The sequence below is a fragment of the Gordonia malaquae genome (assembly GCF_037148075.1).
In the GTDB taxonomy this organism is placed as follows: Bacteria; Actinomycetota; Actinomycetes; order Mycobacteriales; family Mycobacteriaceae; genus Gordonia; species Gordonia malaquae.
Genome location: NZ_JBBCUB010000008.1, coordinates 24,282 through 45,405, shown reverse-complemented (window position 1 = coordinate 45,405; position 21,124 = coordinate 24,282). Strand labels below are relative to the sequence as shown.

The following is a 21,124-nucleotide window of genomic DNA, read 5'->3' as shown; positions in this document are numbered from 1 at the left end:
CTGACACCGAACAACGCCCAACTTGCGACGCGGGTGGGGGATTGCCCCGTTCTCTGTTCGTGCCTGGTGTCAGCTGATGCTGGCGTTGGTGTTCACGGTCGCGTTCGGGATCAGGAGGAGTGGATGGTGCTGGTCGGTCCGCCGGTAGAGCTGTCCGATTCCCGGGCGGCGACGGCGGAACCTGAGGGGCTGGAGGTCCCCTCCGGTGCCGAGCACTGTTCCGGCGTGGGTTCCGGGCAGCAGGACGGTGGGGCTGCCAGCCTCGACCAGCTCCCTGATGAACGGACGCGGGAGTTCCGCGAGTTCGGCGGAGGTCAGGGTGACCCACATGCGGACGCCGAGACCGATTCGGGAGCATGCCAGTTCAGCCATGGTGGCACCTGACATGCTGGAGAGTGCCTGGTCGGCCGGGTCGGCGACGATGAAGATCTCGGGCCCGGACCACCATGAACGAGTCGCGAGTTCGTGTGTGCTCAGCGCCGTGGCGTCGGCGGGCATCCGGGTGCGGATCAGGTCCGCGACCTCGGTCGCCAGAGTCTCGATCTCAGGGCCGAAGGCGGCGTACCCGCCGAGCATGTCGGCGTGGTCGAGCTGATCACGCTCATCGAGCAGTGACATGTCGGAGTTGAACAGGTACACCAAAGCCTCACCGGGCTGGTAGGTGGACATGATCCACCGTAGGAGCCAGCGCACCATCGTGGTCTTGCCCGCGAGTGCGCGGTCGCCCGAGATGATCAGGTGCGGCGGGAGCGTGGACTGATTCGGGTCGGGCAGGGTGACCAGCGTGTGGTCCTCCATGGAAATCCCGAGCGGCACGGCGTACCGCTGATCAAGGTGGTCGTCGAGGTGCTGCTGATGCAGGTGCAGGACATACTCGGGGTCGACGTTGCCGTACTCGGTCTCGATCATCGGCGCCCGAGCGGGATCGTCGGCCGCCAGCGTCTCTCCCAGCGATCGGGTCGCATCGCGCCAGTCATGGTTGTACGACCACGCGGGAGTGTGGTCGGTAGACAGGGCCGGGTCGGGGTCGCAGGCGACGGTGTGCGGCATCAGGATGCGGCCGTGCAAGCCGGTGGCGAGGTCGAAGATGCGGCCAGGCTCGCGGTCCGGGATCGCTTTGATGAGGCCCTTCGTGTCGTAGCTGGGGTAGGACACCGGTGAGAGTGCGACGTCTTTGAGGCGGTGATGAACGATCTGCCCGAACTTGGGTTCGAGCCGGTAGATCTTCGCCTCCCCGGTTGATCCCAGGACCAGGTGGATGCCCACCGGTAGGCCCTTGTCGGCGAGCATCGCGATCTGCTGGGTCCAGCGCAGGTCCTCGTCGTCGCGGAAGAACTGTTCAGCGTGGTCGATGACCAGAAACAGATGACCGTACGGGTCGCGGGCGACCGGTTCACCTTCCTTGGAGGCCCAGTACTCGCTGAACGAGGACAGGCCCCGGGCCTGCATCACCTCTGCACGGAGGTCGGCGATGCGGAGGAACTCGCCCACCACGCGTTCGAGGCTGATGTCGGTGGCCGGTGCATTCGCGCGAATGTATCGGCCGACATTCGGGTACTGGTCCATGACCGACAGGGAGCCCGCCGGGTCGATGACGTAGAACTGTGCTCGGTCGGCACCGTAGGACTGCGCCGCGGCGGCGATGATCGTTTCGATGGTGGACGAGACGCCGGTCGCGTGGTCGCCAATGACTCGGATGTGGGAGTCGTTGGGGTGGAGTCGGTAGGGAGTGCGCGTGTCGTCGTCAGGGTTGTCCAGGACACCGATGGTCAACGCGAACTGGTCACTCTCGGGCGTGTGGTCGATCTCGTTGAACGCGATCGGGCGGGTCAGAGGCGGATGGATAGACGGGAGCACCAGGGTGCTCCAGCGGTTGTATGCCAGCTCCTCGGCGGCGGCGCGTACCTCGGCGATCGTGACCGGCTCGGCGGCGTCGCCAAGCCCGCTGAGGTCGTCGGCGATCTGATCGCATAGCGCCGCGTTGTGGAGAAAGTCGTTGTCCCGGATGAGAGTCAGCAGGTGCCCGCGGACGTCAGGGGAGATCGCTCGGGTGCTGGAGGTGCGGGCAAGGATGCGGTCGGCGAACTCGGCGATCGACGGTGCTCGCAAGGAGATCCGGGTCCACACCTGATGGGGGAGATTCGGTGCGCGCGAGACGGCAGCTTCGATCAGGGGCGACGGGGCCGAGACGATGACGATGCGAGGTCCGGAATCATCGTCGACGTCGTCGAGGCGTCGCAGGACGGTGAGGTGATCATTAAGGTCGCGGGCAAGTTCCTGGAGGAGTGATGGGCCGCCGCCGTAGTTGGGTGGCGTGGTGATGACGCGGATGCTCGGCGCGCCCGGTGTGGTGTCGCCCTGCGGGGACTGTCCGGAGTAGAACTCCGCGGGGTAGACGGTGGAGACGCTGATGTCCTCGCGGTCAATTTCTTCGCAGAGTCGCGCGGTCAGGGCGTGCTCGGTTTCGGTCCGTAGCACGGCGTCGTTGATTCCGTCGAGCACGATCAGGGTGGTCGAGTCCGTGGGGAACGTGAAGCCGGTGAGTCGAGCGGAGAGGCGAGCAACGGCGTGCCCGGCGGCCGAGAGTGTCGTGCTGGCGGCGGGGGAGTTGGCGGCGAGTTCGGTCGCTGCTGCGAGGCGGGAGGCGCGGAGGTTCATCTCGGGATTGTCGCGGCGGATTTCTTTCGCGCGGCGGATGACCTTGTTGTTTCGGCCCATGATTATGTCCTTTACTATCACTTAGGTAGTGCTGCTCCAGCCCAGCGCTATAAGCGATAGGGTGTCGTCGACATCCGCTTTCGTGAAGTCGTTGCCGCTGATGACGGTTATCGCAGGTCGGTAGCTGGAGATACCGGCGCGAATTCCGTCGCGGTGAGGAACTGTCGAGGTCCCCCGTCGGGCCCTATCCTACAGCAGTTGGTGACACTCACAAGCAGAACTATCACTGATAGTATCAACGCCCCTTCTAGGTGGGTCAGTGTCGAGACTGGAACATCAAGGCAGCAGCGCCCCGAGCAGCCCCCCGAGCAGCCCGCCGACAGCGCCGACGCACGCGAAGAGACGGGCGACGTCCCCGAGCGGGCGCCACCACTCGCGGTGACCCACCCAACCTCCGACCCGTCGGCCGAGCCGATCGACGGCGGCCGCGCTGGCCATCACGACGATGAACGCGGGCAGACCGGTGGTGACGGCTCCAGCGAAGACCGCGATCGCCGCAGCGAGGGTCGCGGTCGCAGCCAGGGGCACGTCGAGATCGGCGGTGGTGCGGGCGTTGGCGGTGACGGCGAGCAGCATCGCAGCGATCGCCAGCAGGCATGCGGCCAACAGCGCGAGGAGTCGGGGATGTGGTGCCGCAATCGCGAACACCGCGAGGGACGCGACAGGCAGAGCGGAGAGGCAGGCCGCGAGTCCGGCGGCGATCCCGGCGGCGATCAGGGGGACGAGATTCGTGTTCATGGGAGCGCTCCCGAGGTCGATTCGTGGATGAGTGCGATCACGGTACAGTGCAGGTTTCCCCGACCCATTGGCCATCGGGAATGACCTGGTCAGCGGAGAATTATGCAGGTCGAACCGCCTGTGTTGCTCCCGCGGTGTCGATGCTCCGACCAGGCGTCAGTATTCACTGATATTATCCCAGTGAATTGGGAGGATGTGCGCACGAATGAGTCGACGCGTTGGGTACCACGAGCGGATCATGCAGACTCCGCGGTGGCGAGGTGAACTGCTGGTGGCCTACGGGCTGGACTGGACACCCTTCCCGCCGCAGGTGGGTGACCTCACTGTTGCCGGAGCAACTCGCACCAGGCCGGGCCATCCGCGCCGGATCGCCGCGGTCTACGACCGGGTGTCCGAGGATGGACGGGAGTACTGGCTCATCGAGCATGTGGGACTCGACGACGACCTGGCCACGGCTGATCGTGTATCGGTGGGATTCTGGTGCGCCGGTGGCTGGCCTCGATTGCCCGAGCACTATCCGGTCTGCGGCACGTGTCGGGAGCTGATGCCGTGCATGCACTCGGTCGTCGATGCGATCGCCAGTGATGGTGTGGAGAAGTTGGAGCGGTTCGCTGATCCGAGTGTGTGTCCGGCGTGCCGCGAGGTGATCACGCTGCGGCAGAAGACGGTCATGTTTGATAGGAATCTGCACGGCTTCGGGATCGTCGTGTTCCATGCTCGGAAGAAATGCATCGGCGGTGCATGGGTGTATGACCGAGAGCTGCACGACGGCGACGGGCAGTACCAGCTGCACTGCCCGGGAAGGTTCTATGGCGGCGTCGGCGCGGACGGCAAGAAGGTCGGGTACTGCTCGGAAGAGCACTGTCGGGGCATCGATATGCGGCACATGCAGGGAGGGTTCTGGACGGCCGGACAGTTGGACTGTCCTGATGGGTACTTCCCGATCGCCGACCGGCCACCGGATGCTGGTGGTGGCGCATGATCGCGGCGCGAATGCGATCATGTCGCGGTCCGGGGTCAAGCCCCAATTATAGGTGATAGTATCGGCAAGGCTTTGTTTGAAGGGGCGGGGCGATCGTGGCAAACGGTGAGATCAACGAGACTTGGCTCGCAGGGCCAACGGGGTACGGAAAGTCCCCGGCCATCAAGGCAATCATCGACGAAGGCATTTGCGGGACCTGCAACCACTGGCGTGCGCTACATCGGCCGACGTGCTTGTCCGGTGGTGCCGCAGTGTGCGGCTGCACGGGAGGATAGGCATCGTGGAATTCGTTGTGACCGTCGCTGTCTGGGTGTTCCAGTGCGTCCTGCTCGTGGCCTACCTGATCACGCGCCAGCGGCCACTGCTGTGGATCGCGTCGCTCGTGGGAGCGGCGATCGCAGCCGCCTCGCTGACCGGACTCGGGGACACCGCGCTGTCACTGCCAGTGGCCTTCACCGGGGTCATCGCGGGACTGCTCCTGCTGCTCGGCGACCGGCTCCCCGGACGGACCTACCGCCAGTGGCGCGAAGTGTCTCTCACCCCGGTGGTGGAGAAGATCCTGCGACACTTCCTCGCCGATCCCGGTCCGCACTCGATGCACGCCGTTGAGGAGGCGATCGCCGCGGGCCCGTTCAAGGCGGCGCAGGCGTTGCAGGCCCTGGGGAAGGCCGGAATCGTCCGGCCAGTGCCAGATCCCTCCGGCGGTGAGGACCAGTGGGCTCTCGCGGCGCACCCTTCCGAGGTCCGGTCCGCTCTGGACCCGTCGACCGCAACCGACTGAACACGATGAAGGCGGAGTTCGACGCGCTGGAAGCCGACAACGGGTGAGGGGCAATCGACGATGATCTTGTACCACCGCACGAGCCGAGAGGCCGCTGAAGCGATCGTCGCCAGTGGCACATGGGTCAGCAAAGAGCACGACCAGAGCATCTACTTCAGCACAACTCCCACCGGCGCCATCGACGGCTACGGTGAGGTCGTTCTTCGTGTCGATGTCGACCCCGATGTCGCTGTGCTCGATGACGAGTTCCCCGACGGTGAACTCCACTACCGTGTCCACGCGGATGCCTTGTCCGGGCTGGACGTATCTCAGGCCTGACCGGGCCGCCACTTCCATTAGGAGGACTCGTATGTTCGATCTCGACCACATCTCCGCGAACACAACCATCCAGACGAGCAATGACCCGGTGAAGACGGACCTGGAGTTGACGTGCGACCTGTGCGGAACTGCGCTCTGCGACGTCGAAGACGGCGATTCGCTCAACGCACTCGCCTCGACCGCGGATGAGCATCTGAGGGCGTGCGCTGGGTGAGAACGTGGGTCTCGCATGTGGCCCTACTCTGGCGTGGTCCTTCTCGCTGAATGCTGCGGCGCCGTAGCCTCTCGTGATCCGCGCGCTGCTCGGTACGGCAGCAGTAGGGCGTGGCTATCGCTGGTTCAGTGAGCGTAGTTCGGTGATGAGCCATGATCGCGTTCCCGCGACGGTCAGGCCGTCTCTGGCCACCTCCTGGAGGAGGGGTTCGCCTGCGGCGGTGGCGGTGTGCAGTTCGTCGTCGTTGTACTCGATGATTCGGGCGTCGTTTCCGGTCCATGCCGTGATCTGTTGGGCGAGGTCGGTGGTCTTCTGCTCCCACCAGGTGTCGTCGGTGGAGGCGGTGGTGCGGACCAGGAGTAGGTCGATGTCGCTGTCGATGGTCATGCGTCCGGTCGCTGCGGACCCGAATACTGCGGCGTACCGCAGGGCCTTGCCCCACTCGTCGAGGTGGCGTTCTAGGCGGTCGAGGAATGTGGAGTTGAGGCGGGCCAATGCGGTGATGGGCTCGGCCGCGAGGTGTTCGGTGTTGAGTCGGTAGGTGTGCGTTCGGCCGACCTTGCCGTGCAGGACTACGCCCTGGCGGGTGAGGCGGTTGAGGGCTTTGCGGATGCCTTCGTCTGACGGGGTGGTGAGGATGCGTTGGACCTGGGCGATTGTGAACGTGGCGTCGGCGTTGGCCAGGACGGTGAGGACGTCGCCGTCGAGAGTCGGTGCGACGGTGGCGAACGGTTTGTTCAACTGCATGGGCGCGATCTTAGTCCGATAGCCAACTAAAGTTGGTGAAGTGCAACAGTTGTTGAAGATCAGGCCGCCGGGTGATGGAGTATCGCGGAGCCTTGGCAACACCGCAGATTGTCGGATCGATCTGCTAGTGTCTCATTCACCGAATCCGGGGGGATTCATATAGGTCTTTCAAGGGGGAATTGTAATGGCTAGATTCGCGGACACACCGATGACACCTGCCCCATCCGAGGAAGGCGTTCTCGACGCCTTGGTTGGAGAGTGCGAGGTGTATGCACACCAGTCGAAGTTCGGGGATAGTACGGTCACGATTCTGGTGAACGCTCCAGCAGGTGTGACTGTGCGCCTACTTGTCAATGACGGAGACGTCTACGAAGACATCGTGCCGGACTGATGGCGAAACGTGCGTCACAGAAGGCGTTGTTCGATTCCTATCTGAACTCGGCCTTCGAGAACACGGTCCACACCTTGACCGATCACGGCGCGAAGGATATCGACGCCAGCCGAATGGCATCGGCCTTCCATCGTTTCGTGACTGCACTCGGTCCACCGTTCTCGGTCCGCGCCGAAGCCGCCGAGTTCGTTCTGGACGGCACGGCGTCAGTTCTGTCCGGCTATGACTGGGCAGAGTGGACGTCGACGCCCGGGTCAGACCTGGGCAAAGAAGGCCTGCGCGGCGACGCGCTGATCCTGATCACCGCGATCGGGGAGGTCGGCCCGGACCGGGAGAGCGTGACCCGCTGGTACCGCGAGAAAGCGGACTACTTCGACGACCGCTCCTACAACCCAGGCGATCACGTTCCCGAGGTCATGCACAGGATCACTGAACTCGCCGGAGAGGCTGCAAACCGCCCCGACGGGGAACTCGCATCGGACTAGGAACGCCGGTCGGCCGCGTGCTCAGTGTCGCCGCCGAGGGCAGGAGCAGTGCCATCGTTGTGCGGATGGGTGTCGACGTACGCGCTCGCGGACAAGAGTGCTTGCGCGACGGCTCGCGCCTGGTCCCGGGCACATAGGTAGGTCGCATCGGGGTGGTAGGAGAATCGTTCGCCCATCTCGATGCCGACGGTGCCATCGAGCGAGATCACGCTCAGCTCGGGGCTTTCGTACCAGATGCAGCAAGGGAAGCCGCCTCGATCCTCGACCCGCAATGGCGCCTGGACAACGTAGGCGGTCGCGGCGCGACTGGCGAGCGCTTCGATCTGACGATGCAGCAGTCGAATCGCACCGTCGGAGTCGTCGAGGTCGTGGACGGTGGGGGAATCGGTGGACACGGTCATGAATCCCTTCGGCGTGATCGGTGGTGTCGCCTGCTCGGTCGGCGGTCCGCCGTCGACGGCGCGGAACCCTGGACCGTCTTGGCATCAGTCTCCGCACACACGTGCAATACCGCTGATAATATCACTAACGATCAGCGTGCCCGAAGTGTTGAGGTCCTGTGGAACATAGGCAACCAAGGTTGCCCACTTGGGAGGAATGGAAATGGATGTAGCCGTAATTCCGAACACGGAACCGATCGCCCAGTGCGAACTGTGTGATCGAGTGTCCGAATCGGTTCGCGCGTCATATCGGGCGGACGGTGTGAAAATCTGTGACAGTCATCGGGATATTCTCGTTGAAGGCGAGGGGGCGACCGTCGGTGAGCACGTGTATGCCACCGAGGCGCTTGCGGAGGCGGCACGCAGCACGTTCATTGCCGATGGGTACGGAGTGAGCCTCCTTGGGTACGACGGATGCCGCGGCCTGTTCATTTTCGATGTCATTTCTGCGAGATAGGTAGGACGACTGCGCCGATGCCTACATACGTTCTCCGTGCCGAAGCCAAATGCGACGTCGACCAGCTGCTGGAACAATTCGCCGCGACCAAGCGTCCAATCGAGAAGTACTCGATCGCCGCCGAGGGATTCGATGTCATGTTCGAGCTGACGACCGCGGCCACCCTCGACGAAATCCTGGCGATGATCATGACCGTCCCGGACGGCCACGTGATGTACCGGACTGTGCAGGAAGGAACGCTCGCCACAGGCGACTTCACCGACGATCAACGAGTCGAGTAAACGCATCTGGGCGGGTGTGACGGCTGCCGTGTGCCGCACACAAGAAACCGGCCTGCGAAACACTGAAGCGTCCGCAGGCCGGTTCTACGTGGACGGCACAAGCTGTTTTCACCTTGCTGCCCCGAAGGGTCAGGTGAGGGCGTCACCACGCGTGCCCAGTTCCATGACTGTATCCCTCGTCGAAGGCTGGCGTCCAGGGCTACCGGGGCGCATCTGGTGTGCGTTGAGCTTCTCGTTGCGTGGGCAGAATACGCAGAGATGTATAGAATGAGATACATGCCGTCGGTGAGCCCCGCCATCCCGGACCACGCGCAGAACACCCTGCGAGCAGTCGGCGCGGCCATTCGGGCCCGCCGCAAAGTCCTCGGGCTCGCCGCGGCGATCACCGCAGAATCGGCGGGAATGTCCAGAGTCACCCTCAGCCGCATCGAATCGGGAAAGCCGTCGGTGACCATAGGGGCGTACGCCGCCGCCGCTGACGCGCTCGGCCTGCAGGTGTCGTTGGCAGAGGCCGTTCCTGCTGCCGACAGTGATGAGCTGCGGACCGCGTCGACCGAGGGCCGGGTTCGCGTCGACCGATTCCTTCAGCTGCGAGCGCTGGCGTGGCAACTGCGTGGTGACACCGAGCTGACCATGACTGAAGCGCTGGCACTCTACGAGCGTTCCTGGCGACATGTGGACGTCGAGGCGATGAGCGCGGAGGAGAAGGCATTCGTCGAGCAGCTCGTCGACGAACACGGGGGAGGGCGGCTCCTTGTATAGGCGGCCGCATCACGCCCGGGTGGCGCAGATCCTCGACGCCTTCGATGGGGAACTGCTGGCGGAGTACGGGTGCTACTTCGGTGGCGGGACGGCGATCTCGCTGCGGTTCGGCGAGTTCCGGGAATCGGCGGACATCGACCTGCTCGTCGCAGATCGCGGCGGGTACGGAGCGCTGCGCGAACGCGTCCGTTCCGGTGGCGGCATCAACGCGCTCACCCGGCGCCGGATCAGCGAGACGCGGCCGCCGGTGACAGACCAGTACGGCATTCGCACGCTCGTCGACGTCGACCACGTGCCGATCAGAATCGAGATCGTCGCGGAGGGGCGGCTTGATCTGGAGACTCCGGACGTCGGCGACGAGATCTGCGGAGTGCCGACACTGACCGTTCTCGACATGCTCGCGACCAAGCTCCTGGCGAACTCGGACCGATGGGCAGACAGGTCGGTGTTCAGCCGCGACCTGATCGACATGGCGATGATCGAACCGTCGACCGGGCTGATAGAGCAGGCCGTGGCCAAGGCGGAGACTGCCTACCGGTCAGCAGTCCTGGCGGACCTGGCCAAGGCGATCGACTACCACCGAGAGAACCCACATCGACTCGACGAGTGCATGCACGCGCTCGCGATCGATTCGGTACCCAAGGCGGTCCTGTGGCAACGCATCACGCGACTGATGCGTTGATGCCAGGGCGGGCCGTGTAGCTGTCGCTGACCGTGCGCAGATAGCGCGAAACCCCAGGCCCTGTCGTCCGGCAGGATCTCCTGGGGTTCACTTCTGGTACTCACCGCGGTGGTACAGCTACGTGCTCATGTTATCGGGCGGCGGTTCAGCGTGCGGCAAGTCGCGGGATCAACAATTGCGTGTGATACTATCACCTGGTGATCCTGTAATGATCGGCGCTCGGCTGATCCTGGAAGATCGGAAAGTGTGAAATGGCAACAGTCATGGTTCTGTTCTGGATAGCTATCGGAATAGCCTCGATCACGATCGGCATCATCACCCAAGTCGCATCGATCGCCAAGGACGGCCCCGAAGGTGAGGGCGACGGAGTGGTAGGAATCTTCACCGCGTACTTCGGTCTATTCGTTTTGCTCGCCGCGGCGATGGCGATCGGCCGGTACGAACTGGCAGTGAGCAATCTGGCCCTGTTTCGGGCCGGGCTGGCAGGCCTTGCTGTGGGGCTGATGTGTTGCGGATGGAGATTCGCCCAAGACTTCCGGCGCAGCGAGCTCTGGGCGGCGGTCAAGAGTGGATTCGGGCGGCGGCGAGACGATGTCTGACGAATGTGGCGACTGCGGCCGTCGGCTCAACGGCGCAGAGTACGAGGAACTCCACCTCTGCGATCTGTGTGCGCAAGACAACGGAATGGTTGGGCCGTGGACCGACGAATAGGCCGACAGCCCCATACTGTGGCTGATAATATCAAGGTCGTGAAGACGAGGAAGTTTCCGAACCCGACTCTCATGTCGGCGGCCGAACTCGACGAGGCGATCGAGACCCAGATGGGCCTGCACCCCAACGGCAGCCCGTACGCGGACCTGCTGATCGAGGAATTCGAACGCCGAGACGGCTCGGCGCCGTGCCCGGCCGTGATGTCGGCAAAGGGCCTCGACGAGACGTACGCCTCCGAGATCGAACGGCACCCACACGGCAGCGCTCTCACGACCGAGGTCATCGACACCATCGACCGCCGCAGCGGATCAACCGTCACCTGCGCAGTCGCGCACGACTGACCCCACGGACACCAGGACAAGGACGACCAGTGAGCACCCTAAGCACGTACCGAGTCGCGTACATCAACGGCCCCGACGTCACAGCAGTCCTGCTCGACTCGGCCGAGGACAGCAACTCCGGCAACCTGATGATCTACAGCTCCGTCGATCAGCACGGCGAAGCCGGACTCGACTGGATTCGCCAGTGCCCCGTCGCCACCGAGGCCGACTACCGCGCGCTGCACCAGCGCTTGTCCGCCCTGTACGGGCCGTCGGGTCCGGCAGCTTCGGCGGGGGCCAATGATCCGGTGGAGTTGGTCATCGACCAGGCTGCGCTGGACACGCTGTGAGCACCACCGGCGCAGCAGAACCCGCCGACGGTGGCCGCGGTGAACTGTTGGATCAGCTGGCTGAGGCCGCGGAGGATGCAGCCAGTCGCAGGGCGGCGTACATGGAGGTGGCCTCGCAGCGGCGAGATCTCCTCGTGTATGCCGTGGACGAGGTCGGAATCGCGCCCGCTGAGATCTTGCGACGTACTGATGTCTCTCCGGGAGCCCTTCGACGCGCGATGGAGTCGCGGTAGCCTATTCAGCCTCTCGTAGAAGGATGCGATCGCTATCCGGCCGCGAGTGTCTTCTGCCGTGGAGTGTGGCTGCATTCGACTCTGCAGGGGAGTGTCGATTGCAGTAAAGATGGTAAACCGGCGAATGACGCGTGATATTCTGCGTCTGACACCTTGGGAAGTGTCCGAGTGCCACATTGCATCATAGGTGGGTGATTATCCCCGGCAGGAGATCGCCTACACAGCAGTCGTTACGCGGTTGCGGGCGCCGAAGACGTTCAGAGGAACTCGTTTCCCATCACGTTGTCCATGTCGCATCCTGCAGTAGGCATTGCGATCGACGGTGGCTGGCCGGGGAGTCTGTCCGTCGGTCGGGTGCCGACGAAGGACTATTGCCATGGGAAACAACAACGACCTCGATCGTCTCGCGCGAGCACTGAAGAAGCTCCGCCCGGACTTCACTCTCAGCAACGCGCGGACTTTCGCCGAACAGGTCGCTCACGCACCCGGAGGCGTGTTCGGAAAGATTCCGCTGGCCTATGTGCCCGCTCCCACTACAGAGCCCGTTCGATCTGGGCACACCCGGTCGACAACCGGGAGCAGCGCTTCTGGTCTGTTTCCGCGTGCGATTGCGCTGCCGCTGCCGGACCGGGTAGCGATGTCGGTGCCAGAAGCGGTCTCGATGTACGACGACGGCCTGATGCTGAACCTCGGTGTGGACTCCGACGGCGCCCAGGTGTCGATCGACATCCGTCGTGCGGCCCACTGGCTGGTCGTCTCGCGAGTCGACGCAGGCGGGACGTCGGTCGTGTGCAGCCTGATCGAGCAGGTTCGAGCTGCGGGAATGATGACCCTGATCGTCGATGGCAAGTGCACTGACTTCACTGGGCTCATCGGCGCTCCGAACGTCGTCGTCGTCTCGCAGCACCCTGAGGAGCATCAGCGTGTGGTGGGGTGGGCGGCTGCGGAGTTGCGGTCCAGGCGCGCGGAAGGGCGCGGAGATCGCCCGCCACTGATGGTGTTCGTGACGGAGGCGGGTGCGATCGAGCATGACGTGGAAGCGCGCCAGGGTTCGGCCGCGGCCGCAGCATTCTTCGACGACCTGGCGTACCTGATGAGGTACGGGCGCGCTATGAAGGTGCACGTGGTCGTGACCGACGGTGACCTGTCCATGCGCGCTCGGCTCGTACTGCCACTCTTTACGCTGCGCCTGGCTGTTGGTACGCCGGAGCGCAAGACGATCCTCGATGTCTTCCCCTCCAAGGACCGCGAGGCTCTGGAGCGGCGCGCGGAATCGATGAAGCATGGTCGGCCCGGCAGGGCGCTGATGACGGCGCCCGGACTCGATTCGCGCGACGAAGGGTTCACCGAGATCCAGTGCTATTGCGCGCCGACTCCGTGTGTTGCGGGTCCGCCGAGTCTGAGCAGTGAGCATGAGCGGTATCGCCGCGACGTCGCTCAGGTGATTCCGGCGCTGTATCCACCGCTGTAAGCACCCGAAAAGTTGTGTGATAGTATCGCACTGAATTGATCGCCTGGAGGCCCGCCGGACTGCCCGGCGGCGGCCACACGAAGGGAGGCGGAATCAATGACGCGAGAAGTACCTGGGGCCGGGGGGAGGCGCTCAGACGTGGTGCCGATCGCGAAGGCGGCGGCTTCGCCGCCGATCGCGGTGATCTGTGGATCGATGCGGTTCTACTCGCGCATGTTGCAGGTCGCCGCCGATCTCACGCTGGCCGGGCAGATCGTTGTCATGCCGCACTGCGTAGTCGCCGAGCAGGACCAGAACGGTACGACCAAGGGCATGCTCGACCTGCTTCATCGGCGCAAGATCGACCTTGCCGACTACGTCGTGGTCGTCACCGACGAGAAGGGCTACATCGGGACGTCCACCGCCAACGAGATCGCCTACGCGACCGCGCTCGGTAAGGCCGTCGAGTACCGAGCCGTCGGCGATCAGGGGCCGCAGTGAGCGCGGGAATGGCCGCGATCATCATGGCGACAGTGGTGATCCTGACCCTCGGGCTACTTCCCTCAGTCGAGGAACGCGACTCCCTGCCGGTCGGGATCGTCTACATGCTGGTCCTCACCGCCGATGTTCTCGGGTTGATCTATGCGCTCGTCCGGTGGCTCGGCGACCCCGATCGTGGTGTGGCCGAGCAGCTCGGCAACGCCCTATCCGGGCACATGCTCCTGGTGGTGATGCCGATACTGGTTCCGGTCGCGCTGGTGCTGCTCGCACTAGTGGTGCGAGGGGCGATCTGGCTGCTGGTCCAGGCGACATTGGCGCGGTACATCATTCTCGACAGGATGGCGTCGCGGTGACGGCAGATGAGGTGCTCGACGCGATCGCCCGGAAGTATCCAGGCGCGGTGCTTCTGCGAGAGCTGGTTGCCTACGACCCCGAGTTCGACGAGCGCTGCAAGCAGTGGACTGAGGCTGGGGCGACTGGGCCGTATCCGACAGGGTGGAACAGGCGAATCGATGCGCTGATGCTCGACGGCGGCACGTGCCGGACGGCGATCGAGGTCAAGATCTCGCGGTCTGACTTCCTGCGGGAGACCGCCGATAAGCGTCGCCCCTGGGAGCGGATCACCGATAGGTTCATCTACGCGTGCCCAGCAGGACTGATCAAGGCCGACGAAGTGCCGGTGCACTGCGGACTGTGGTGGGTGCACGACGACGGTTCGGTGACAGTCGCGTCGAGGGCACGGAAGAACCGGTCGGTGGAGCCGATTCCGCATGAGATGTTCGTGACCGTGGCGTACCGGCTGAAACGATGGATGGATATGGGACAGCGCGAGCCAGTCGGCATCGCTGAGCACGACGCAGTGGAGGTTGTAGGACATGGCTGACTTCTTCACCCCGGGACAAGAGGTGACGCTGACGGCGGGGCCGAGGAACTTTCCGGTGATCGTCGACTCGGTGGGCCGCAAGTACGTCCGTGTGCTCGACCGCGGCCGAGATAGCGTGTACGGCATCAAGTTCGACCGGTTCAACGGGCGATCGGTGGGGGCAGCGTTCCCTGAGCGGATCGTCACGCCGGAACTGCTGGCCGAAGAGAGCGAGCACAAGGCGGCGGTCGAGGAGTTTCGGAGCCTGATCGAGCGTGGAGTCAGCGTGCAGCTCGACGAGTTCACCGTGGACGCACTCCGCGAAGCCGCGGCAGTGCTCGCGAAAGGCCGCAGTAGGCGTTCCTAAGCCGCAATGCCGCACGCGTTCGCACGACGAACTGCGGAAACCATGACCGGATGAAGGGTGTAGAAATGGCCGATCGGCTGAGGTTCGAGCATCGCCGCGAGAGTAGTCGATGGTTCGCCGAAATCGACAGCGGCGCGTGCTACCGGATCGAGATGGAACCTACGAAGCTGGGCGCCGACTACTACCTCACGTTCATGGAGCGGGAAGCCGACACCGGGATAAAGAAAGGGTGGAAGCTGCGGTACGAGAATGTGTCGAGACACCGGTCGTTGGAGCGTGCTATCGAACGAGCAAACCACCATCACCGCAATCGAGCCAAAATCGCCAAGGCGTAGCCAACGGAACGAGACATCGCGCCCATCTGGGCCGAACACGCAGTAGCAACCAACGTGCACCGAATTCGGTCGGGGGACGTGGACCGAAGTAGCCGACTCATCGGTAGGCGATGAAGTGTGTACCTAGACGTAGGGGGATCAATGGACGACGTTGTACAGGAGCGAGAAGGCAAACTCGCAGAGACTGGCTCGGCCGACCGAAATGCGACGGTGGGCGTCCTGCCCAGGCATGAGTGGTCAGGTGTTCCGCTGGACCTCGACAGCATGAGAAGAGCGCCCATCGGTGAGGCGAAGCCGGGTGACTTCGTCCTCGCTGGCGATGACGTGACGATCTACGTCGGCGGCGGAAAAACGATCCTTGCCGACGGCACGCTGGCTGACCTCGATCCGACTGCAATAGTCCGACGCCCTTCATGGGTGGAGTCCTCGCAGGAGGGGCAATAAGGAGAAAGGAACGTCCATCCCATGCTATGGTTGTCGCCATAACGGGGGTGTCTCGACAGCACCTCTCCGCGACGCATTCGCCACTGCACCGGCAACCTCCAGCTGCCGAACGTAGGGCCAGCGTCTCACTGCGGCAACAGTTTCTTGTAAATGGATGTCGAACCTTCCCTTATCGCTTGATGCCGAGCTGGAGCGGCATCTGCAGTGATAGAGGAGTGACTTCGCATGGTCTCAAACAACCGGATTGACCGCCTGGCTCGATCCCTTCGAACTACAGACCCCAGCTTGAACCTCCGGGCGGCGCGCGCACGCGCACGCAAGCGACTGGCGTACGAAACCCGTGAGAATTCACGCCGCGAGAATGAAGCTCGACTCTGGACGTTGGCGCTGGACGGAGACACCCCTCGCGGGCAGGACGGCCGGTGGGCGGAGAACGACGCCGACCCCATACTCAGTACTCCGTTGGGCCTGGCCATCGACCCGGAAGACCCCGACGAGGCCCCGATGAACCGGGTGGTCTCACTACAGCTGGGCGCGGAAGAACTCGGCGGAAACGGTCGCCTGGGGGTGATGACGGGAATCACGGGCACCGGAAAGAGCATTCTCCAACGCACCCTCGTCAATGGCCTTGCGTATAGGTACTCGCCGCAACGAGTGAACTTCATCCTCGCCTCGTGCTTCACCTGGAGGCCCGGAGTCTGCCCGTTGGCGGACTTGTCTCGCCATCCCCATGTTCTCCACGTTAGTCGTCTCATTGGCTTCGACTACCGGGGAGGTTTTGGGCAAGTGGACTGGGACGGGGATGTGTTCTGGGATGCCGTGAATCGGGAAGTGGAGCGCCGTGAGAAGATCATTCGTGACGGCTACTCCGATATGGCTGACTATCGCCGACGCTCAGGGCCAATGCCGGACTTGGTGATCATAATTGATGATCTGGAAAGTCTCCCTCTCTGGCAGCCCGAGATGGTGACGAAGTTGAACTCGTTGATCCGTAGATCGGCCAACTTGGGAGTGTACTGCGTTCTGTCCTCGATCATCATAAATCAGGACTACCTCCGATCAATCAAGGACGAGATTGGGTATGGAGTCACGTTCGGTAGCTACGGAGCGTCCGAGATGGAGTTCATAGCACCACGGGAAGTCGAGAATCTGACGCCATCGACGGGAGTGGGATTCTTTCAGACCTCCCGCGGTGAAGTCGAGAAGGTCAAGGTCTTCGAAGGGGTCGGCGGCGGGTCATGAAATCAGGTAGTAGCCGCGACGCGTTGAGGCACGCCGAGAATAGCTGATAATATCGGGTAAGGGTCACGGCCCGATCGGCCCACAGCGCCGAACCATCGGCACGACAACAATAAGACCAGAAAACCACAGGAGACAGTGTGACAAGCCGAAATCAAGACTCGTTCGGAACGGCGATGGAAACGCTGATCGCGGCGCACTGCCCGAAACTGGCGAACCCCGGAGACAACCGCAACGTGTACATCTCCAGCGAAGTGATGACGCCGTTGGCCGACTCTGCGCGCGCGCTCGAATTCGGCACGTTCAACAACGTCCGCGAGTACGGAGTCACGGTCACCGCCGGTGCGAGCACGTTCTGTGCCTACGGGTACCGAGCCGGAGATGAGCAGGTGCACGTCGAAGGATGCGCGACCGCCGAGATGGAGCCGTATGGGCCCTACGGTGGGCTATCGGGAACGGACGTCCTCGCCAACTGCGGATGGAGCGCTCAGGCGGTCGACATCGCGGCCGAGGTCGTAGCGGCGCTGGTCGATGCAGCTCTCGCGTCGCCGACGGCGCTGACTCGCGAGCAGCTCGTGGCCGTGGCTGACGCGGCCTTGGCCACGGCTCGCTCCGATTAGGATGAGCGAGGATCGGGCCGGAATCTACAACCAGGAGTCGTGATGGCAGGCGCAGGCAGCACACCCGACGTCAGGCCTCGCCCGTGAGTAGGCGGAATGTCACCTACACCGCGCCGGTGGGCAGCATCGACATGCCCGCCTTCGACGACTCCGGCCAGGCGTACACCATCAGCCCCTGCCTGGAGTGCCTGCCGTGGCATATCGAGGTGGTCCTCAACGACGTCGATTCCGGTGAGGTCATGGTCCGCGAGTGGCACGCCGTCGACTGCCCGGTGTTCAAGGAACTGCTGGACTCGTGAGCGTCGACGACGCCGCTCAGTCCGACCCGGCGATGACCGTCGGCGACCCGGACGGGTTCGGCCGGTACGGGATGCTCGATGAGATCGACGGCCGATACCTGTGCCACGTGTGTGGTCGGACCTGGCGTCACCTAGGTGCGCATGCCGCCGGAGCGCACGGTACCCCGGCGGTGGAGTACCGCCGAGCGCATGGGCTGGCCGAGGGCACGCTGCTCCTGGTGGCGCCGCTGAGCGAGAAGATGAGCGCCCGATGGCACGAGTTCCGCAGCCCGGAGGATCTCGCGGCGCGGCGAGGTCGTCGCCTGACCCAGGCTGAAATGAGCCAGCTCGGCGATGACGTCCCCGTCCAGCAGTGGTGCGACCGCGTGCGCGCGCTGCTCGACCGCGACGACTCGGTCAGTGCTGTCTCGATCAGTGAGAGCTTCGGGCGATCCTCGACATGGGCGGCCGCCCGGTTGCGACGGTATCCACCGGTCGAGCCAGTCGGGGCCTCGGCCGAACGGTGGTACGAAGGGTTCGCCGCGGTGAACGCCTACGTCGCTACTCACGATCGGTTGCCGCCGACGTCATCGGCAGCGGGGCGATGGCTGGCCGAGCAGCGGCGCCTTGCCTCGGCGGGGACGTTGATCGAACACCAGGTGGCCGTGCTCGCGGAGCAGGCCTGGTGGAGTGCGCCAGCGGCGCGCACCCGATACCGGCACTGGACCGAGCGGCTCGCTGCCGTGAACGCCTTCTACGCCGAGAACGGCGCCCTCCCCGCGGGCGAGGACGGCGGGTGGGTACGCATCCAGGTCTCCGCCCACCGAGCAGGAAAGCTGAAGGCTGAACGTCTGGCGATCCTGCAATCGCAGCCGTGGTGGTCCGAACGGGCGTCGCGCTCACTGCATGCACGATCGACCACGCACTGACCTGACTCTGGCCTCACCCGTCGGCGAACAGATGTTCGATTATCGTGGTGGGTGTGGACGACAGCGAGCAGGTAGTACGGACCGGTGCGCCGGTCTCACTGTCGTGGAATCCCGAGGAAGGGTGCGTCCGTGCGATGGAACGACCGCGGCGCGTGCTCGTGGACGGGCGGGCGCTCGGCGGCGCGTCGGTGCTCCTGTTCGCCGACCCGAAGCCAACGATGGGTGTTCGAGCCGGAGGTCTTCGCGTGCTCGGAGAGAATCCTGGATGGCAGTTGGCCTGGGTGCGAGTGTCCTCGGGCCAGTGGGTCGCGCTGGTGACGGTGAGTATCAGCAGCGCCAACGAGGCGACGAGTGTGCGTGATCTGACGCTGCTGGTGGGGCCGGACGACGTGCGGCTGATCGACTAGGCGGCGGGAGAACGGGGCGCGCCGGTGGAGTCGCGGGCGCGCCACCGCGACGAGATTGCTGTGCGGTAATATCACGGTGTGAATGGTGGCTCCGATGCTGATTCGGCCTCGCTGGACTGGACTGCCCTGCAGGTCGCGGTCCGCGGGCGGCGCCGCCAGCTCAGGCTGAGTCAGACTGCTCTCTACCAGGCCGGTGGCCCCGCGCCGTCAACACTGCGAAGCATCGAATCAGGCGCGCGGGTCTCCCTGCGCCGACCTGCGCGGCGTTCGCTGGAGCGGGCGTTGGGGTGGAGAAAGTTCCACGTCGACGAGATCCTGCACGGCGGGGCGGCCGCGTTCTCCGGTGATGCGGAGGTTGTGCACGGCGCGTTGACCGCATCAGAGGCCGCCGCGATGGCGTGCCGGGCGCACCGTGACCTGCTCGGTCTGCTGCCGGATGCCGACCGGCAGATCGGGGGCCGTCGCGTCGCTGCGCAGAATGCGGCGATCGATGAGTCCCTCGCGGTGTTGGCAGCTCGTCCGTCGATGCAGAGCGTGCCTGTGGCGGTGATGGAGGTCATGCTTCGGTCTGAGGCGATGATCGACCAGCTCGCCGGTCGTCGGTCGGGCGCACGCGCAGAACATGGGGACGCTGATCTGCTGGGTTCGTTGCTCGCGGACGGGGTGCTGGTGCGGTCGCGGGTGTCGGTGTCGGCCTTGACGGCGTTGGCGGCGGCGCGACTGAGCAGTGCGGAGGCTCTGGTGTCTACCGATGGTGCGTCGGCCGCGTTGTTGGCTCGGTCGGCTGCGCGCCAGGCGATGCTGGCGGTGCTCGCTGCGGAGGGGCTGCGGGTGGCCGAGGACATCGGCGACGGGCTCGTGGCCGGGGCCGTCGAGGCGGTCAGCCGGGGGAGCGCCTCGGACTTCGCTGGGATGATCGCGGACGGCCGGTGGAATCAGCAGGAGCCTGAGGCGGTTGTCGCCGCGGCTTCGCGAGTGATCGAGGCGGCATCTGCGACGCTGTCTACCCGATGTGGTCTACGACGAGGAGCATGAGATGAAGTGGTTTGTGATCGAGTACTGCCGGTCCAGTGGTGACCGGACGGTCCGCGAGGTCGGGGACTCTGCTGAGGCCATGCGGTTGCGGTTCGAGAAGGAATCGACATGCGCCGACGGCGTGGAGGTGGTGGCGTTGTGCGCATCATCTCTGGAGGGGCTGACCCGGACGCATTCGCGGTACTTCTGTGGCCGCGAGGTCGACACGCTCGCGTCATAAGCCGGGTGCAGGTCAGGGTGTGAGAAGCGCGAGGGCCTGTGCCAGGCAGAGGTCGGGGGCCGCACCTGGAGTGGTGCGGCTTTCGGTCTGATCATTGACGGCCCGTTCCGCCGACTCGACCGCGCCGGTGGCCGTGAAGCTCACCTGGATTCTGGTCCCAGCGCGGCCTGATCCGTTGAGCCAGTCCTGCGCGTGCGTGGGGTCGCCGAAGGCGATGAGTCGCCCAGAGTAGCCGGGGCCGCTGTCGTAGGTCTGCTGGAGGTCGCTCGCGGCGGCGGCGGTCATGATCTGGTCGAAGGCATCCATCGGTGGTCCCCTTGGTCGGGTCAGTTGTAGGTCGCTGCGATGTAGTCCGCGACGTCGGCTTCGGTGCTGCGTCGTCGGTCGAAGGGGAAGACGCCGTCGCGGTCGTTGGGATTGATCACGTGCAGGGTGCGGTGGCCGTCGGAGTCGGCGGTGATCGCACCGACGGTGTACTCGCCGTTGTCGATGGTGGGGCGGTAGGCGACCACATCGCTCAGTGCGTGCCAGGCGTCGACGTCGCGGTGTAGTGCGCGGCGGTAGAGGCCGTGGATGGCGATCTGGTAGGCGCCATGGATGGCGAGGTGGGTTCCGCGGCCAGCGTTGGGTGCCGGGACTGATTCTGCGAACTCCAGTCCCATGTCGCGTGCCCAGTCCAGGAGTTCCTCGCGGGTGCGGAACGCGGTGGCTGCGGTGGCGCCTGAGGTGATGGTGTACCAGTAGCCGACGGTGTGTTCGCGCTGTTCTGCGGTGAGGCAGTTCAGGTGCAGCGAGGGGTACTCGGTGACGTACGGGGTGTTCATGAT

The 21,124-nt window shown here is 64.4% G+C and carries 32 protein-coding genes; 26 read left to right on the top strand and 6 right to left on the bottom strand.

Annotated elements, in window-relative coordinates:
- Positions 1-69: 69 nt before the first annotated feature.
- A complete protein-coding gene (locus tag WFK36_RS21510; protein WP_336794172.1) occupies positions 70-2,718 on the bottom strand; it encodes an FtsK/SpoIIIE domain-containing protein in 2,649 nt (882 codons plus the stop codon).
- 276 nt (positions 2,719-2,994) lie between these two features.
- Entirely contained in the window at positions 2,995-3,456 is a 462-nt protein-coding gene (locus tag WFK36_RS21505) for a hypothetical protein (RefSeq protein ID WP_336794171.1), read from the bottom strand.
- 205 nt (positions 3,457-3,661) lie between these two features.
- Between WFK36_RS21505 and WFK36_RS21500 the strand changes: the two genes are divergently transcribed.
- The 4 genes from WFK36_RS21500 to WFK36_RS21485 all read left to right on the top strand — a co-directional run bounded on the left by WFK36_RS21500 (position 3,662) and on the right by WFK36_RS21485 (position 5,751).
- Positions 3,662-4,438, top strand: a complete 777-nt coding sequence (locus WFK36_RS21500) for a hypothetical protein (RefSeq protein WP_336794169.1) — start codon at positions 3,662-3,664, stop codon at positions 4,436-4,438.
- A gap of 280 nt (positions 4,439-4,718) precedes the next feature.
- The gene (locus WFK36_RS21495; protein WP_336794167.1) at positions 4,719-5,219 is read left to right on the top strand and encodes a hypothetical protein; all 501 of its coding nucleotides are present in this window, start codon (positions 4,719-4,721) and stop codon (positions 5,217-5,219) included.
- Between the two features lie 60 nt (positions 5,220-5,279).
- On the top strand, positions 5,280-5,537 hold the full coding sequence (locus WFK36_RS21490) for a hypothetical protein (RefSeq protein ID WP_336794165.1): 258 nt from the start codon (positions 5,280-5,282) through the stop codon (positions 5,535-5,537).
- A gap of 31 nt (positions 5,538-5,568) precedes the next feature.
- Complete coding sequence (locus WFK36_RS21485; RefSeq protein WP_336794164.1) at positions 5,569-5,751, top strand: hypothetical protein; 183 nt, start codon at positions 5,569-5,571, stop codon at positions 5,749-5,751.
- Between the two features lie 114 nt (positions 5,752-5,865).
- Here WFK36_RS21485 and WFK36_RS21480 read toward each other — a convergent pair whose 3' ends face one another.
- The gene (locus WFK36_RS21480) at positions 5,866-6,498 is read right to left on the bottom strand and encodes a nucleotidyltransferase family protein (RefSeq protein WP_336794162.1); all 633 of its coding nucleotides are present in this window, start codon (positions 6,496-6,498) and stop codon (positions 5,866-5,868) included.
- A 390-nt stretch (positions 6,499-6,888) separates the two neighbouring features.
- Here WFK36_RS21480 and WFK36_RS21475 point away from each other — a divergent pair, with 390 nt between their 5' ends.
- Positions 6,889-7,374, top strand: a complete 486-nt coding sequence (locus WFK36_RS21475) for a hypothetical protein (RefSeq protein WP_336794161.1) — start codon at positions 6,889-6,891, stop codon at positions 7,372-7,374.
- Here the strand turns inward: WFK36_RS21475 and WFK36_RS21470 are convergent.
- Complete coding sequence (locus tag WFK36_RS21470; RefSeq protein WP_336794159.1) at positions 7,371-7,775, bottom strand: hypothetical protein; 405 nt, start codon at positions 7,773-7,775, stop codon at positions 7,371-7,373. The genes WFK36_RS21475 and WFK36_RS21470 overlap by 4 nt on opposite strands.
- A gap of 513 nt (positions 7,776-8,288) precedes the next feature.
- Between WFK36_RS21470 and WFK36_RS21465 the strand changes: the two genes are divergently transcribed.
- The 21 genes from WFK36_RS21465 (at position 8,289) to WFK36_RS21365 (ending at position 20,297) form a co-directional block, all read left to right on the top strand.
- Positions 8,289-8,552: a hypothetical protein gene (locus WFK36_RS21465; protein WP_336794158.1), complete on the top strand. Its 264-nt coding sequence runs from the start codon at positions 8,289-8,291 to the stop codon at positions 8,550-8,552.
- A gap of 276 nt (positions 8,553-8,828) precedes the next feature.
- On the top strand, positions 8,829-9,314 hold the full coding sequence (locus WFK36_RS21460) for a helix-turn-helix domain-containing protein (RefSeq protein WP_336794157.1): 486 nt from the start codon (positions 8,829-8,831) through the stop codon (positions 9,312-9,314).
- 19 nt (positions 9,315-9,333) lie between these two features.
- Entirely contained in the window at positions 9,334-9,996 is a 663-nt protein-coding gene (locus WFK36_RS21455) for a nucleotidyl transferase AbiEii/AbiGii toxin family protein (RefSeq protein WP_336794155.1), read from the top strand.
- Positions 9,997-10,247: 251 nt separating this feature from the next.
- Positions 10,248-10,595, top strand: a complete 348-nt coding sequence (locus WFK36_RS21450) for a hypothetical protein (RefSeq protein WP_336794153.1) — start codon at positions 10,248-10,250, stop codon at positions 10,593-10,595.
- 150 nt (positions 10,596-10,745) lie between these two features.
- Entirely contained in the window at positions 10,746-11,048 is a 303-nt protein-coding gene (locus WFK36_RS21445; protein WP_336794151.1) for a hypothetical protein, read from the top strand.
- Positions 11,049-11,077: 29 nt separating this feature from the next.
- Positions 11,078-11,377, top strand: a complete 300-nt coding sequence (locus tag WFK36_RS21440; RefSeq protein ID WP_336794150.1) for a hypothetical protein — start codon at positions 11,078-11,080, stop codon at positions 11,375-11,377.
- Entirely contained in the window at positions 11,374-11,610 is a 237-nt protein-coding gene (locus WFK36_RS21435; RefSeq protein WP_336794149.1) for a hypothetical protein, read from the top strand. The genes WFK36_RS21440 and WFK36_RS21435 overlap by 4 nt, the downstream gene beginning before the upstream one ends.
- 376 nt (positions 11,611-11,986) lie before the next feature.
- Positions 11,987-13,081, top strand: coding sequence for a hypothetical protein (locus tag WFK36_RS21430; RefSeq protein WP_336794148.1), 1,095 nt, complete (start codon positions 11,987-11,989; stop codon positions 13,079-13,081).
- A gap of 138 nt (positions 13,082-13,219) precedes the next feature.
- Complete coding sequence (locus tag WFK36_RS21425; RefSeq protein ID WP_336794147.1) at positions 13,220-13,561, top strand: hypothetical protein; 342 nt, start codon at positions 13,220-13,222, stop codon at positions 13,559-13,561.
- The gene (locus tag WFK36_RS21420; protein WP_336794146.1) at positions 13,558-13,914 is read left to right on the top strand and encodes a hypothetical protein; all 357 of its coding nucleotides are present in this window, start codon (positions 13,558-13,560) and stop codon (positions 13,912-13,914) included. Before WFK36_RS21425 ends, WFK36_RS21420 begins: the two co-directional genes overlap by 4 nt.
- Complete coding sequence (locus tag WFK36_RS21415) at positions 13,911-14,444, top strand: hypothetical protein (protein ID WP_336794144.1); 534 nt, start codon at positions 13,911-13,913, stop codon at positions 14,442-14,444. The genes WFK36_RS21420 and WFK36_RS21415 overlap by 4 nt, the downstream gene beginning before the upstream one ends.
- A complete protein-coding gene (locus tag WFK36_RS21410) occupies positions 14,437-14,790 on the top strand; it encodes a beta barrel domain-containing protein (RefSeq protein WP_336794142.1) in 354 nt (117 codons plus the stop codon). The genes WFK36_RS21415 and WFK36_RS21410 overlap by 8 nt, the downstream gene beginning before the upstream one ends.
- A 50-nt stretch (positions 14,791-14,840) precedes the next feature.
- Positions 14,841-15,125 (top strand): hypothetical protein, encoded by a 285-nt coding sequence (locus tag WFK36_RS21405; protein ID WP_336794141.1) that lies wholly within the window; start codon positions 14,841-14,843, stop codon positions 15,123-15,125.
- 141 nt (positions 15,126-15,266) lie between these two features.
- Entirely contained in the window at positions 15,267-15,569 is a 303-nt protein-coding gene (locus WFK36_RS21400; RefSeq protein ID WP_336794139.1) for a hypothetical protein, read from the top strand.
- A gap of 381 nt (positions 15,570-15,950) precedes the next feature.
- Complete coding sequence (locus tag WFK36_RS21395; protein WP_336794137.1) at positions 15,951-16,811, top strand: FtsK/SpoIIIE domain-containing protein; 861 nt, start codon at positions 15,951-15,953, stop codon at positions 16,809-16,811.
- A gap of 137 nt (positions 16,812-16,948) precedes the next feature.
- Positions 16,949-17,428, top strand: a complete 480-nt coding sequence (locus tag WFK36_RS21390) for a hypothetical protein (RefSeq protein ID WP_336794136.1) — start codon at positions 16,949-16,951, stop codon at positions 17,426-17,428.
- Positions 17,429-17,511: 83 nt separating this feature from the next.
- Complete coding sequence (locus WFK36_RS21385; RefSeq protein ID WP_336794135.1) at positions 17,512-17,727, top strand: hypothetical protein; 216 nt, start codon at positions 17,512-17,514, stop codon at positions 17,725-17,727.
- Positions 17,724-18,635 (top strand): helicase associated domain-containing protein, encoded by a 912-nt coding sequence (locus tag WFK36_RS21380; RefSeq protein ID WP_336794134.1) that lies wholly within the window; start codon positions 17,724-17,726, stop codon positions 18,633-18,635. The genes WFK36_RS21385 and WFK36_RS21380 overlap by 4 nt, the downstream gene beginning before the upstream one ends.
- A 53-nt stretch (positions 18,636-18,688) precedes the next feature.
- Positions 18,689-19,042: a hypothetical protein gene (locus WFK36_RS21375; RefSeq protein ID WP_336794133.1), complete on the top strand. Its 354-nt coding sequence runs from the start codon at positions 18,689-18,691 to the stop codon at positions 19,040-19,042.
- 78 nt (positions 19,043-19,120) lie between these two features.
- Positions 19,121-20,077, top strand: a complete 957-nt coding sequence (locus WFK36_RS21370; protein WP_336794131.1) for a hypothetical protein — start codon at positions 19,121-19,123, stop codon at positions 20,075-20,077.
- The gene (locus tag WFK36_RS21365; protein WP_336794130.1) at positions 20,055-20,297 is read left to right on the top strand and encodes a hypothetical protein; all 243 of its coding nucleotides are present in this window, start codon (positions 20,055-20,057) and stop codon (positions 20,295-20,297) included. Before WFK36_RS21370 ends, WFK36_RS21365 begins: the two co-directional genes overlap by 23 nt.
- Before the next feature lie 12 nt (positions 20,298-20,309).
- Here WFK36_RS21365 and WFK36_RS21360 read toward each other — a convergent pair whose 3' ends face one another.
- The gene (locus WFK36_RS21360; protein WP_336794128.1) at positions 20,310-20,603 is read right to left on the bottom strand and encodes a hypothetical protein; all 294 of its coding nucleotides are present in this window, start codon (positions 20,601-20,603) and stop codon (positions 20,310-20,312) included.
- 20 nt (positions 20,604-20,623) lie between these two features.
- Positions 20,624-21,121, bottom strand: coding sequence for a hypothetical protein (locus tag WFK36_RS21355; RefSeq protein ID WP_336794126.1), 498 nt, complete (start codon positions 21,119-21,121; stop codon positions 20,624-20,626).
- Positions 21,122-21,124 lie beyond the last annotated feature (3 nt).